This window comes from Lacticaseibacillus zhaodongensis, assembly GCF_009687905.1.
In the GTDB taxonomy this organism is placed as follows: domain Bacteria; phylum Bacillota; class Bacilli; order Lactobacillales; family Lactobacillaceae; genus Lacticaseibacillus; species Lacticaseibacillus zhaodongensis.
Genome location: NZ_BLBG01000002.1, coordinates 195,684 through 208,228 on the forward strand (window position 1 = coordinate 195,684; position 12,545 = coordinate 208,228).

A 12,545-nucleotide genomic window follows, 5' to 3' on the forward strand; every position below is an offset into this window, starting at 1 on the left:
CAAAGGCTACATGATCGATTTGGATGGAACCATTTACCGTGGCAACGAGCGGATTCCTGAAGCTAAGCGCTTCGTTGAACGTCTGCAAGCGGCAAAGATTCCGTTCTTATTTTTGACCAACAACACGACCCGCACGCCGGAGATGGTGGTTGATTTTCTCGCAAGCAAGCATGATATCTTCGTCACGCCCGACCAGGTCTACACGCCATCACTGGCAACAGCGAGTTATCTGCTGCGCCAAAACGGTGGGAATGTTAGCAGCAAGTCTGTTTACATTATTGGTGAGCTCGGTCTGAAAAAGGCTATTTTAAACACCGGCATCAAACTGGATGAAACCAACCCTGATTATGTGGTCGTGGGCCTCGATTATGATGTGACCTACCACAAGTTTGAACTCGCCACCCTTGCAATTAAGCGCGGCGCGATGTTTATCGGCACCAACGAAGACACCAACCTGCCGAACGAGCGCGGATTAGTGCCTGGCGCTGGCTCTGTGATTGCCCTGGTTGAGCGGTCAACCCAGCAGGAAGCCTTCTACATCGGCAAGCCCCGCCGCCCAATTATGGATGCGGCCCTTGCCAAAATGGGTCTGGATCCAAGTGAAGCGGTCATGGTCGGTGACAATTACAACACTGATATCAAGGCTGGAATCAATTCCGGGATTGACCAGTTGCTCGTATACACGGGGGTTTCAACGCCGGAGCAGGTTGCTCAGCAAAAGATTCAGCCAACGCACGTTGTTAACAGCCTCGCGGAGTGGGAAGTATGAGTCCGCGTCGGTTTGCCGACTGGTTGTGCTTCTGGTTCTTCCTCCTGACGGGGAGCATCTTTCTGGTGACGGTGGTATCCATCCCGCTGTTCGCCGTTTTCGCCAAGGCCGAGAGCCTGCCCCAAATCGCGGGCATTAGTTATGGCGCGTTGATGCACAACTACAACCAGTTGATGGTTTACCTCTACAACCCCTTTGAACACGTGCTGCACATGCAGGACTTCCCGACTAGTGCGAGGGGAGCGGTACATTTTGCCGACGTGAAGAACCTGTTTATCATCAACGTAATCGTGCTGGTAATAACGGCTTGGCCGGCCTGCCGCTGGCTCAAGGAGCTGCGGCAAAAGCGGCAACGCTATATCCTGCAACGGCCAGCAATTATTGGCATCGTGATTCCGCTGGTATTGCTCGCAACGATGGCGCTGAACTTCGACGCGTTCTTTGTCCGCTTCCACGAAGTTTTGTTCCGGAATTCGGACTGGATGTTTGATCCGGCGACGGACCCGATTATTAATGTCTTGCCGGAGGATTTCTTCGCGACTTGTTTCGTGATTGGCTTTGCGGTGTTTATCGGGGTGCTGATTTACTTTGTGGTGATTGGTCGCAGGGACGCACGGCGAGCGGCAAAATAATGTGTTTTTTAAAAGCTTAGGACTACCGTGGTGTTGCATTCCGTTGGTGGTTCCAAGCTTTTTTGCGTTTCCTGACGTAAAATGCCGGGTCAGGGGTGCATCTTCCTCCCACTGCACTGGCAGTAGTGACAGACAGTCATGCTGGGGCCACCTACAGACTTGACCAAGCCCGGGTCAAGTCTTCCGGTTGAGCTCCGAGCCCGCCGTGTTGTCGTAACTTTTTCGGTAAACTTACATTTAGTACCGATATTATCATGAGCGGTCTCTCCACTCTCCCCGAAAAATACAATCGGTACCCCTGCAAATACCGCAGGAATACCAATTGTATTTTTCGTTTCAGCATGGTCACTACCGCCAGTTTCGTTCCCGGAAGAGGCGCCCCCAGCCCTACATTGCCATTCAAAAGCCATGATGATTAAGATTCATGTTCGCCAAGTTTGGACGCCGCAACTAGAGACAATTTTATTCAGCATGCACTATTTTGTACAAATTCCATGCTTCTATTCTTGCTAAACAGCGGACTGGAGCGCTATTTTGCTTGTATGTTTAGTAATATGTGCTGACTATGGAGCTATTAACCTTCAACACGAAATTTTTTCGCTCATGTGTCCGTATGAACTATCAAGACTGTGTATTGCCTAAACATCTAGTGTAGATCTGCCCATTGTCCGGCATGTAACGTACAGCACAAAAAAAGCTGCCCAACTGCGGCAGCTTTGCTTTGATGTAATTAATCTTCTTCCGGAGCACTCTTCTTCTTACCCTTAATCGTGCTGCGGATCCCTGTGAACACAATTGGAATGAGGGAAACGACGATGATGGCGATGATGATTACTGAGAAGTGGGCCTTTACAAATGGGAAGTTCCCGAACCAGTAACCAGCCCCGCAACATAGTGCAACCCATGCCGCGCAGCCGAGGAGGTTGTAGGGGAGAAAACGTTTGTAGGTCATCGTCGAACCACCGGCAACGAAGGGGATGAAGGTGCGGATGATGGGCATGAACCGGGCTAGCGTGATGATGATGTCACCGGTGCGGTCAAACAGTTCTTCCGCCTCGTGCATGCGCTTCTCGTTGATGTATTTGCTGAGGAAGGCGTTCTGACTAGCGGCGTGCCCCAGATGTTTGGAAATGTGGAAGTTTAGCGAATCACCGGCAACGCAGGCAATCAGGAAGCCGACCACAAAGATCCAAATATTCAGGTGGTAGACACTGCTGGCGGCCATTGCTGCAGCTGCGAACAATAGTGAATCGCCTGGCAGGAAGGGCAGGATAATTGCCCCCGTTTCGATAAAAATGATGCCGAACAGAATTACGTACGACCAATTACCGAACGTTTGCACAATCGTCACCAAATGGCTGTCGATGTGCAAGATGAAATCAATTAAGGTGCCCATGTTGTCCTCCCGAATCCATATTTAGGAACAGTGTACTAGATTTTCAGTATCCGTGGTGCGTTATTGACGATATTTTACAAAACTTTGCAATTATAGATTCATTTGGGAGGAGTGCAAAGGCTGGCGGCGCTCCGGATGAATGGCGTTCATGATTGAGTTAACTGCCGATGGGGCTTCACCGAAACCGCTGGCAATCAGCTTTTGCTTATCCGGGTAGGTTATCGCGTCGCCAATTGCGTAAACTAGCTCCTGGTTGGTGCGGTAGGAACGATCTACCACGATTTGGCTGTGATCAAGCTCAAGGTTCCACGCCCGCAGTTGGCGATTGTCGCTGGAAAAGCCATAGCTAACGAGCAACTTGTCCGCGTGCAGTGTCCGTGGTTCCGCGCCGCGAACCGGCTTCAAAATGATGTCGATGCCCTGATCAGCAGCATCTACGTGGTCGATCAGGTATGGCGTGTTGAGCTGCACGCTGCTGCTCTCCAGTCGTTGCACGCTACTTTCGAGGCCGCGGAATTGCTGGCGGCGGTGCACGAGCTGGACGGAACGGGCGATGGGCTCAAGTGCGAGGGCCCAGTCGATGGCGGTGTCGCCGCCACCAGCAATCACGACATCTTGGTCAGTCCAAGCATTCAGGTCGGGTACGGTATAGAAGACCCGCTTGCCGTCAAGTGCGTGGTCATAACTGGCGGCCAGTTGCCGCGGCGCGAAGGCACCGGCGCCGGTAGCGATAATGACGCTGCGGGCCTGAAAGCTCCCGTTGTTAGTATTGAGCGTGATGTTCTCGCCGTCTTTAGCAAAATCACTGACGCGGGTGTTGAGCCGGACGTCAGGCTGGAAACGCGCGAGTTGTTGGGTGAGTGCGGTCGTCAGCTCGCGGCCGTTAAGCGCGTAGAATCCAGCAACATCATAAATTTGCTTTTGCTGGTATAAGGCGGCAGGTTGCCCGCCGAGCTGCGCTGTGCCTTCAAGCAGTAGTACGTCCGCGCTCCGCAGGCCGGCGTAGAAAGCGGCAAACATGCCGACAGGGCCGCCGCCGATAATTGCAATGTCATAAGTGTGATCCATGATTAACTTCCTCTCACATCTAAGCGGCAGGTCTTTGCACTGCCGTATACCCCAACTATTCTACACAAAAATCAGCCTAAAGGCACGGTGGTCAAGTCTGCTAGTTTTAGGTATGATGAACAATGTGTAAATATGGAAGGAGAACAACTAATGTCTCTAGAGCAGTTAGATTTAGCAAATCACCAGGGCCCCAGCGTGACCCTGAATACCAATCACGGTGCGATCACCATTGCACTGTTCCCAGATCAGGCACCAAAAACCGTTGCTAACTTTCTCGGCCTCGCTAAGAAGGGTTACTACGACGGCACAATTTTCCACCGGGTCATCAAGGACTTCATGATCCAGGGCGGCGACCCGACCGGTACCGGCATGGGCGGCGAGAGCATCTATGGCGATAGCTTCGAGGATGAGTTCAGCAACGAGCTCTTCAACATTCGCGGCGCGCTCTCCATGGCTAATGCTGGCCCCAACACCAACGGCAGTCAGTTCTTCATCGTCCAGAACAAGAACATCAACGGTGGCTTCATTGAGCAGATGCAGGCGGCCGGCTACCCAGCAGACATCGTTGAAGCGTACAAACAGGGCGGGACACCATGGCTCGACCACAAGCACACCGTCTTCGGTCAGGTCACTGACGGGATGGATGTCGTCGACGAAATCGCCAAGGTTAAGACTAACCGCGGCGACAAGCCTAAGGATCCAGTTACCATCGACAGCATTACGATTAGCGAGTAGCTATTTTGTTTCGCGTCTAAGACTGCTACAATGGTCTGGAAAACTAATGGAATGAAGTGTCTGTATGGATTACCGAATCGGCGACATCGTCACTGGTCGGGTAACGGGAATTCAGCCCTACGGCGTCTTCGTTGCACTTGACGACGAGGAGCAGGGACTGATTCACATATCCGAATGCCAGCATGGCTTCGTGAAGGGAATCAACGACCTATTCCACCTTGAGCAGAGTGTTCAGGTGATCATCTTAGATATCGACGAATATAGTCACAGAATTAGCTTGTCCGTTCGGGCACTGCAAGCTCCGCCAGCGTTATCACCGAAGCGGCGGCGTAAGCACTACTGGACGACACGCAAACTGCACACGGGCTTTGCTCCGATTGCGGAGCGGCTTGCGGGATGGGTCACCGATTATTCACGCGGCGACGAAAAATAAACGTAAAGGGCCTCCGGATTTTTCCGGAGGCCCTTTACTATGCAGACATCATTCATCTTCAGGGATGATGCGGATGTTCTTTTTATCCTGAAAGTAAGTGCCAATGCCGCAGACAATGCCTAGGAGTACCATTAACAGTACCTTTACGCTCCAAGCATGTTGTAATGAACCTGAACTGAGGCTTGTTAAAACCATTGTTCCGGCAAATGCGATGATAAACACCATGGCGTAACGCACAGAGTCCCACTTAAGGCGGTTCAGGGTCCGGTGATAATTGAAGGCGGTCGTTTCGATCTGCGTCAGCCCCGCATCCTTGATGGCCAGACCAACCCATATTATTGCCACGAACAGGACAATCAGCGCCACTGAATTCAACCAGTGGAGATTTAAGATTGCTTCGGCCATCAGAATGCAGAATTCTACCATGACCACAATCAAGAGGGCGCCGGTGGAGATGCGGCCCACCACCGCGCGGGCGTGTTCGTCATATGGCTGCTTGATGCCATACCAGAAAATTACGAAGCGGTCCAACCAAGATAAATTCATTTTGAGTCCTCCTCCCAAAATAAGGTGTTGAGATCCGTGTGCAGGGCGTGCGCCAACTTGCGGCACAGGTCGAGGGACGGATTGTATTTGTCGTTTTCGATGAGGTTGATGGTCTGGCGCGCCACATCGATTTTTTCCGCCAGGGCCATCTGCGAAAGGCCGTGTTGCTGGCGGTACTGCCGCACTCTGTTCACTGCGCCACCTCCTGTCACATATAATTGACTAATTGTCATCTATAATGTACATTCAGTTTCGATTGGTGTCAACTATATATGACAAGAGGATACAAAAAAATCCCGCACCACCATTTCTGGGGTGCGGGAGTAAGTTGTGTAGTCATTATGCCGTCTGCAGGAGTCGAACCTGTGACCCTCGGTTTACGATACCGATGCTCTACCAACTGAGCTAAGACGGCATATGACCCGTACGGGATTTGAACCCATGTTACCGCCGTGAAAGGGCGGTGTCTTAACCACTTGACCAACGGGCCATTTTCACAACAGAAATGATTATACTTGAGCTGCACGTGATTGTCTAGCCCCGAGACGAAAAAAGTCTGTAGCGAAATTATTGTTGATTATTTAGCTAGTAATACTGGGCGGAGTAAGCCTAGATCGGCGAGCCCAAACAACGCGGGTTGATGCTCCTAAGTAGAACGTAAGACAAAAAAAGGCCCCAGACGCAAACGCGCTGGGACCTTCTTTAGTACTCCGGTTGTCAGACTCGAACTGACGACAACCTGATTAACAGTCAGGTGCTCTACCAACTGAGCTAAACCGGAATGAGCTGTGTTCATCAGAACGAAAGTAATAATATCAATTATCCGGACAATCGTCAAGCCTTATTGGGCTTTAATTCGCAATCACTTCTCCATACAAACCTTTTGCTAATTTTTGTGCGTATTTGCCAGCAAGAGCTGAACAATTGGCTGGAACCGAATTTGTCACAATTAGAGACCAAATAGCATTCTTACAATCGTTTCCGAAAAGGATTACTTTCATGAAAGCAAGTAGATTGGTAATGAAAGTCACGTTTCGTAAACGCTTGTTAAGCAGTGACGGTATCCCGTGCTGCAAAGTTCCTAAAAACGCCTTAATATCGGCACTTGCTTTGCTAGTGATGAGGAGCAGATGCACAAAAATTACAGTTGACTCGTAGCGAAATGTGGATTTTGAAACGAAAATGTGAATAAGGGCTCAACGCTTACTAACTTCGCTTTAACAGTTAAATCATAATACGTCATTAAGTCTCATATTCATTTGTGTCACCAAGTATATGTGTTTAAAATATTACTTTATTAACAATTCAGTGGATCTGCACCTGATGGGGGCACTGAACTGCTAAGTCTGAAAGTAGTGTGGGCTTTGCCAACGCTGCAGCCGGAACTTAGCGTGAAAGGAAGTTAAGATAGTGAAGAAAGATACTGATCACGCGTTCTTCGGACAACCACGAGGGCTAGCAACACTTGCCTTTACCGAATTCTGGGAACGATTTAGTTACTATGGTATGAAAGCAATCTTGCTGTACTACATGTACTTCGCAGTCAGCAAGGGCGGTTTGGGCTTCAGCAGGTCTACTGCGATGTCCGTGGTTGCCATTTATGGTTCTTTGGTCTACATGAGCAGCGTTATTGGCGGCTTTGTGGCTGACCGGGTCCTCGGCGGGCGGCGGACCGTGCTCGCTGGTGGGATTCTGATCATGTTCGGGCATATTTTCCTGGCCTTACCGTTTGGCGCGGTTGCATTGTTTGCTTCAATTGTGCTGATCGTGCTCGGGACGGGTTTGCTCAAACCGAACATCTCCGAAATGGTCGGCGGCCTGTACAGTCAAGATGATGTCCGCCGTGACAGTGGGTTCTCCGTTCTGGTCATGGGGATCAACTTGGGTAGCTTCATCTCCCCAATCGTCGTCGGTTGGCTTGGACAGCAGGTTAACTTCCACCTGGGCTTCTCCCTCGCCGCAATCGGGATGGCGGTTGGCCTGATTTTCTACGTTGTTGATGGTAAAAAGTACCTTAACCCCGATGACAACGTCGCACCGGATCCTTTGCACGAAGATGAAGTTGCACCGCTACTAATCAAAATTGTGATTGGGATTATCGTGGTTGCGGCAATTTTCGGGGTCATGGCACTGACCGGTAACTTCAACCTTACTAACGTGATCAACTTTATCACCGTTGTGGCAATTTTGATTCCAATCGTGTACTTCGTAATGTTCTTGACCAGCAAAAAGGTTAAGAAGGTTGAGCGTAGTCGGGTGTTGGCTTACATCCCACTGTTTCTTGCATCAGTTATCTTCTGGGCAATTGAGGAACAGGGCTCTAGTGTTCTGGCAATGTTTGCGGAGACGCAAACCAACTTGCATTCCTTTGGTTTCACGATTCCGGCCAGTTGGTTCCAGAGTTTGAACCCGCTGTTCATCATCCTCTACACGCCATTCTTTGCCTGGCTTTGGATGCATTTGGGCAAAAAGCAGCCAAGCAGTCCGAAAAAGTTTACACTGGGCTTAGTATTTGCAGGCCTCAGTTTTGTAGTGATGATGCTGCCACTTTCCATGCACGGTGAAAACAGCTTGGTGAACCCGCTGTGGCTCGTGCTCTCATGGGCAATCGTTGAAGTCGGTGAAATGCTGATTTCACCCGTTGGTTTGTCCGTGACCACCAAGCTTGCTCCCCACGCATACAAGTCGCAGATGATGAGTATGTGGTTCCTCTCCGATGCTGCGGCACAAGCACTGAACGCGCAGCTGGTTAAGTTTTACACCCCAGGCAACGAAATGCTCTACTTTGGTTTGCTTGGCGGGGCGACGATCGTGCTGGGTGCACTCCTGATCTTCATCACACCACGAATTGAAAAGCTCATGGCTGGGGTCAACTAAACTGAATTGCGGGTGAAATTATGCGCATTGCATTTAGTTCCGACAACCATTTAGACATCAACAAGGCCGCCGCTGCGGATATCGTCCCGCAGCAGGCGGCTTTGCTGCGCTCTGAACACATTGATTACTATGTCAACGCCGGCGACACCTACAACGATTTCGGCGCAACGCGCACTTATTTCCACCAGTTGCAGGCTGCGACTGGCCCTAATACTCAGATCCGCTTTATTGCCGGTAACCATGACATGCTTAACGGCGTTGATTTTGCAACGCTGGAAAGTCTATCCGACCCACTGTACCTGCACCGCCGCGTTGAGTCACTACCGGGAACTGATGCGGTGCTGATTGGCAATAACGGTTGGTACGATTACTCTTTTGGCCCCAGCACGCTGACGGCTACCGACTTTCTGCACTGGAAGCGGGCGTATTGGGTCGATGGCCAGATTGAGCAGCCGCTGAGTGATGCCGAACGGATGAACTTAACCTTGCAGTGGACGGAACGGGCACTGCAAAATGCTGCAGGTAAACGGGTGCTGTACGTGACGCATTTTGTTCCTGAACGCAGTTTCATTGCTGAGCGGATGCAACAGGACAAGATTGGCGGCAAGGTGGCGGCGATGCTGGGCAGCCAGCGCCTCGGCGAGCTCTTGGCAAAACACCACGTTGACTATGTCGATTTCGGTCATCTACACCGGCGCGATGCGCCCAGCACGATCCATGGCGTGCATTATTTGCACCAGCCGCTGGGCTACGGGACCAAGCGCCGCCACGAGTGGGTCACCACCGATTTCATGACTGAATGGCGCACGACGATTAGTATTATCGATCTTTGAACTATTAACAATTTTCACTTGGTTTGGGACTTGCAAAATGACTTAGCGTCCGGTAATATATTTAACGTTAAGTTGTTAGTTAAGTTCATGGAGGATTAGCGAAGAGGCTAAACGCGACGGACTGTAAATCCGTTCCTTCGGGTTCCTAGGTTCGAATCCTAGATCCTCCATTCTGATTACCGGGCACTCAGCAATACCAGTTAGGCTGGTGTTACTGGGTGTTTTTTTATGCACTAATCTAAAGCAGGCGGTGGGGGTTATGCTGCTTACAAGCATAACTGGACCAATTTACTTTAATCGCCTGTAGTCGTAATCTCTTGTTGCAGTTAAACCTTAATTGACACGCTTCACGTAATTGGATACGCTAACACTAACGGACTAAGCCACTAGCAGGAATTGCAGCTGGCGGCGGCATTGATCAGACAACAAAGAGGAGAGTTAGAAATGCAAATTGGATTCATTGGCGTCGGCAACATGGCCCGCGCAATCATCAAGGGCTTGCTCGCCGGCGATAAGGTTGCCGGTAGTGACTTGCACCTCCACAGTGGCCACATTGAACACTATCAGGCTTACGCACAGGAAATCGGGGCAACAATTGAGCCGGACAACGCGGGGGTCGTGCTCCATTCAGACGTGGTCATTCTTGCTGTTAAGCCGAATGTCTACGGACGCGTTTTGGACGTGATCAAGCCGGCATTCAAAGAGAAACAGGTCGTATTGGCTTCGATCGTGAGCGGCGTCAGTTTGACGGACCTGCAGCAGCATTTGCCAGCAGGGCAAGCAATCGTGCGGCTATTACCGAATCTGAACGTGGCAATTGGTGCGGGTATGACGGCTTACGCCTTGAACGATGCCGCCAGTGACAACGCCGCTGATGTTTTGGATTTGTTTGGCGCGGTTGGCGACTTGATGGAACTTGACGAGAATGATTTTGCCACGTTCGTTGCACTCGCTGGTTCGGCACCGGCCTATGCTTACCTCTTCATTGACGCGATGGCGCGGGCTGGGGTTAAGCACGGTTTGAACAAGCAGGACGCGGTGCGGATTGCTGCCCAGACAGTTAGTGGTTCCGCCCAGATGGTACTGGCTAGCAAGGATTCACCGATGGACCTAGTTGATCAAGTCGCCAGCCCTGGTGGCACAACGATTGCCGGTTACCTGGCGATGGAGAAGTCCGGCTTCAGCAGTGCCGTGGTTGACGGTTTGGATGCGACGATTGCTAAGGAGTTGGGCGAATAATTGGTCTTTACCAATTGTGTTTTGGTCTATACCGGTGTAAAATAGGGCACAGAGGGGCTGGTGCAAGATGACTAGCAACTCGTGGTGGAATATGCCAAGCCAAACTAATAAGGAGTGTCCATTTTGAACGTTACTGTACTAACGCATGCCGTGATTTACACCGGCTACGAACAGATTACTGAAGGTTACATCCGTTTTGACGACAAAATTCTTGCTGTCGGTAGCATGAGTGATTACCGTCCGCAGGCAGGCGAAAAGATCGTCAACCTGCGCGGCCAAATCGTGGTGCCAGGTTTCATTGATGTGCACGCACATGGTGGCTATGGCTTTGACGCCATGGACGGCAAGGCGGACCAAATCGACACGATGGCAACAAAGATGCTGGAACACGAAGGGGTTACGACCTTGTTCGCAACGACCATGACCCAGTCCGTACCCAACATTGATAACGCAATGCGCGGAGTTAAGGAGGCAGCTGACCGCAACCCAATCATTCAGGGTGTTCACCTCGAAGGCCCATTCATTAGTCAGAACTTTAAGGGTGCGCAGCCTGAAGAGTACATTCACGTTCCAGATGCTAAGCTCGTTGAAAAGTGGAACGAACTGTCTGGTGGTCGCGTTAAGCTCATCACCTACGCTCCCGAAAAGCCGGGTGCGCGCGAATTTGAAAATGCGCTGATCAAGATGGGCATCGTGCCTTCAGTTGGGCACAGTAACGCAACCCGGGCGGACATGCTCGAAAGTAAGGCTAGCCACGTGACCCATCTGTACAACGCTCAGCGCGAATTTAAGCACCGTGAGCCTGGTGTTACCGGCCACGCAATGCTTGAAGAAAACATGTACGCCGAACTCATTGCTGATGGTTTCCACATTGTTCCCGACATGTTGAAGCTGGCCTTTGAAGTTAAGGGCGCCGACCGGATCGAACTCGTCACCGACTCTATGCGGAGCAAGGGCATGCCTGAGGGTGAGTCTGAACTTGGCGGCCAGAAGGTTTACGTTAAGGATAAGCAGGCTCGCCTCGCTGATGGTACCCTCGCCGGTTCCGTACTTATGTACAAGGATGCGTTCAAGAATGCTGTCCGCTTCATGGGCGCAACGGTTGCCGATGTCGTTAAGATGAGTTCTGTGAACCAGGCCACTGAATTTGGCTTGGAGCACAAGGGCAGCCTTGAAGTGGGCAAGGACGCGGACATCAACGTTCTTGACCAGGCGCTTGATCTGCAGGCTAGTTACAGCTACGGTCAGCGTCACGATACAGTTCAGGACTAGCTTAATAGTTGAGGAGGCAATCAAGTATGCAGTCCCCTGTTTACATTCAGATTCATAACCAGATCAAGAAAGATATTGAAGGCGGCAAGTGGCAAGTCGGCGAGCGGATCCCGTCCGAGCGGGAGCTCGCGGTAGACTTTTCCGTTTCCCGGATGACCTTACGCCAAGCAATCCAAACGCTGGTGGACGAGGGGATACTTGAGCGCCGTGTGGGTGCCGGGACCTACGTTGCAAGCCAAAAGGTGCAGGAAAAGATGTCCGGGGTCACTAGTTTCACTGATGTGATGCTGGCGCAGGGCAAACACCCGTCCAGCCGGACAATTAGTTATCACGTCGCGAGTCCGTCGATTTCCGAAATGGAAAAGTTGCAGCTGAAAGACGGCGAGCAGGTTCTGCGGATGGAGCGAATCCGTTTTGGTGACAACGTGCCGATTTCTTTTGAAGTCGCAACGGTTCCGTACAAATTCGTGCAGGACTTCAGCAAGTCTGAGGTCACGCGCAGTTTGTACCACACGCTCGAGAAAAAGGGTGGCTACGATTTAGGTGGCGCCCGGCAGATGGTCACGGCCACGTTGGCCAGTGAACGCATTGCGGAGTATCTCGACATCAAGCGGGGAGAGGCAATTTTGCGTTTGCGGCAGATTTCCTTCTTGAAGGATAGCCGGCCGTTTGAGTACGTCCGGACCCAGTACGTAGGTAGTCGTTTCGAATTCTACCTCGATCGTTAAGAATAGTAATTGCTAAG

13 protein-coding genes and 4 tRNA genes are annotated in these 12,545 nt (G+C 51.1%); 10 read left to right on the plus strand and 7 right to left on the minus strand.

All coding sequences use genetic code 11. The features are described from left to right. The first annotated feature begins 10 nt into the window (after positions 1-10). Positions 11-769: a TIGR01457 family HAD-type hydrolase gene (locus GN107_RS03405; RefSeq protein ID WP_155286575.1), complete on the plus strand. Its 759-nt coding sequence runs from the start codon at positions 11-13 to the stop codon at positions 767-769. After that, the gene (locus GN107_RS03410) at positions 766-1,401 is read left to right on the plus strand and encodes a TIGR01906 family membrane protein (RefSeq protein ID WP_155286447.1); all 636 of its coding nucleotides are present in this window, start codon (positions 766-768) and stop codon (positions 1,399-1,401) included. The genes GN107_RS03405 and GN107_RS03410 overlap by 4 nt, the downstream gene beginning before the upstream one ends. 730 nt (positions 1,402-2,131) lie before the next feature. Here GN107_RS03410 and GN107_RS03415 read toward each other — a convergent pair. Together GN107_RS03415 and GN107_RS03420 are read right to left on the minus strand one after the other, a co-directional pair. Continuing rightward, on the minus strand, positions 2,132-2,797 hold the full coding sequence (locus GN107_RS03415; protein WP_155286448.1) for a VTT domain-containing protein: 666 nt from the start codon (positions 2,795-2,797) through the stop codon (positions 2,132-2,134). Between the two features lie 90 nt (positions 2,798-2,887). Beyond that, positions 2,888-3,865, minus strand: a complete 978-nt coding sequence (locus tag GN107_RS03420) for an NAD(P)/FAD-dependent oxidoreductase (RefSeq protein ID WP_155286449.1) — start codon at positions 3,863-3,865, stop codon at positions 2,888-2,890. Positions 3,866-4,015: 150 nt separating this feature from the next. On the opposite strand from GN107_RS03420, the gene GN107_RS03425 reads away from it, so the two are divergent. Both GN107_RS03425 and GN107_RS03430 read left to right on the plus strand, forming a co-directional pair. Further along, positions 4,016-4,600 (plus strand): peptidylprolyl isomerase, encoded by a 585-nt coding sequence (locus GN107_RS03425; protein ID WP_155286450.1) that lies wholly within the window; start codon positions 4,016-4,018, stop codon positions 4,598-4,600. A gap of 64 nt (positions 4,601-4,664) precedes the next feature. Then, a complete protein-coding gene (locus GN107_RS03430) occupies positions 4,665-5,033 on the plus strand; it encodes a CvfD/Ygs/GSP13 family RNA-binding post-transcriptional regulator (RefSeq protein WP_155286451.1) in 369 nt (122 codons plus the stop codon). Positions 5,034-5,081: 48 nt separating this feature from the next. Here GN107_RS03430 and GN107_RS03435 read toward each other — a convergent pair whose 3' ends face one another. From GN107_RS03435 to GN107_RS03455, 5 genes are all read right to left on the minus strand, one after another. Next, positions 5,082-5,579 carry a DUF3278 domain-containing protein gene (locus GN107_RS03435; protein ID WP_155286452.1) on the minus strand — a complete coding sequence of 166 codons (498 nt, stop codon included), beginning with the start codon at positions 5,577-5,579 and terminating at the stop codon, positions 5,082-5,084. Continuing rightward, the gene (locus GN107_RS03440) at positions 5,576-5,773 is read right to left on the minus strand and encodes a helix-turn-helix transcriptional regulator (RefSeq protein ID WP_155286453.1); all 198 of its coding nucleotides are present in this window, start codon (positions 5,771-5,773) and stop codon (positions 5,576-5,578) included. The genes GN107_RS03435 and GN107_RS03440 overlap by 4 nt, the downstream gene beginning before the upstream one ends. A gap of 148 nt (positions 5,774-5,921) precedes the next feature. Further along, positions 5,922-5,994: transfer RNA gene (locus GN107_RS03445), tRNA-Thr, on the minus strand. Between the two features lie 3 nt (positions 5,995-5,997). Then, positions 5,998-6,069 (minus strand) — tRNA-Glu (locus tag GN107_RS03450). A gap of 218 nt (positions 6,070-6,287) precedes the next feature. Continuing rightward, positions 6,288-6,360: transfer RNA gene (locus GN107_RS03455), tRNA-Asn, on the minus strand. A gap of 629 nt (positions 6,361-6,989) precedes the next feature. Between GN107_RS03455 and GN107_RS03460 the strand changes: the two genes are divergently transcribed. The 6 genes from GN107_RS03460 to GN107_RS03485 all read left to right on the plus strand — a co-directional run bounded on the left by GN107_RS03460 (position 6,990) and on the right by GN107_RS03485 (position 12,528). Then, on the plus strand, positions 6,990-8,456 hold the full coding sequence (locus GN107_RS03460; RefSeq protein WP_155286454.1) for a peptide MFS transporter: 1,467 nt from the start codon (positions 6,990-6,992) through the stop codon (positions 8,454-8,456). Positions 8,457-8,476: 20 nt separating this feature from the next. Continuing rightward, the gene (locus tag GN107_RS03465) at positions 8,477-9,289 is read left to right on the plus strand and encodes a metallophosphoesterase (protein WP_155286455.1); all 813 of its coding nucleotides are present in this window, start codon (positions 8,477-8,479) and stop codon (positions 9,287-9,289) included. A gap of 89 nt (positions 9,290-9,378) precedes the next feature. Continuing rightward, positions 9,379-9,459: transfer RNA gene (locus GN107_RS03470), tRNA-Tyr, on the plus strand. Between the two features lie 274 nt (positions 9,460-9,733). Next, a complete protein-coding gene (proC, locus tag GN107_RS03475) occupies positions 9,734-10,528 on the plus strand; it encodes a pyrroline-5-carboxylate reductase (RefSeq protein ID WP_155286456.1) in 795 nt (264 codons plus the stop codon). A 123-nt stretch (positions 10,529-10,651) separates the two neighbouring features. Further along, a complete protein-coding gene (nagA, locus tag GN107_RS03480) occupies positions 10,652-11,800 on the plus strand; it encodes an N-acetylglucosamine-6-phosphate deacetylase (RefSeq protein WP_155286457.1) in 1,149 nt (382 codons plus the stop codon). Positions 11,801-11,826: 26 nt separating this feature from the next. After that, entirely contained in the window at positions 11,827-12,528 is a 702-nt protein-coding gene (locus tag GN107_RS03485; RefSeq protein ID WP_155286458.1) for a GntR family transcriptional regulator, read from the plus strand. Positions 12,529-12,545 lie beyond the last annotated feature (17 nt).

Excerpts from the sequence above, each read along its gene's own strand:
- GN107_RS03405 (WP_155286575.1), top strand. The coding sequence starts at position 11 with ATGATCGATTTGGATGGAACCATTTACCGTGGCAACGAGCGGATTCCT.
- GN107_RS03485 (WP_155286458.1), top strand. The coding sequence starts at position 11,827 with ATGCAGTCCCCTGTTTACATTCAGATTCATAACCAGATCAAGAAAGAT.
- GN107_RS03415 (WP_155286448.1), bottom strand. The coding sequence starts at position 2,797 with ATGGGCACCTTAATTGATTTCATCTTGCACATCGACAGCCATTTGGTG.
- GN107_RS03425 (WP_155286450.1), top strand. The coding sequence starts at position 4,016 with ATGTCTCTAGAGCAGTTAGATTTAGCAAATCACCAGGGCCCCAGCGTG.
- GN107_RS03410 (WP_155286447.1), top strand. The coding sequence starts at position 766 with ATGAGTCCGCGTCGGTTTGCCGACTGGTTGTGCTTCTGGTTCTTCCTC.
- GN107_RS03420 (WP_155286449.1), bottom strand. The coding sequence starts at position 3,865 with ATGGATCACACTTATGACATTGCAATTATCGGCGGCGGCCCTGTCGGC.
- GN107_RS03430 (WP_155286451.1), top strand. The coding sequence starts at position 4,665 with ATGGATTACCGAATCGGCGACATCGTCACTGGTCGGGTAACGGGAATT.
- proC (WP_155286456.1), top strand. The coding sequence starts at position 9,734 with ATGCAAATTGGATTCATTGGCGTCGGCAACATGGCCCGCGCAATCATC.
- GN107_RS03465 (WP_155286455.1), top strand. The coding sequence starts at position 8,477 with ATGCGCATTGCATTTAGTTCCGACAACCATTTAGACATCAACAAGGCC.
- GN107_RS03435 (WP_155286452.1), bottom strand. The coding sequence starts at position 5,579 with ATGAATTTATCTTGGTTGGACCGCTTCGTAATTTTCTGGTATGGCATC.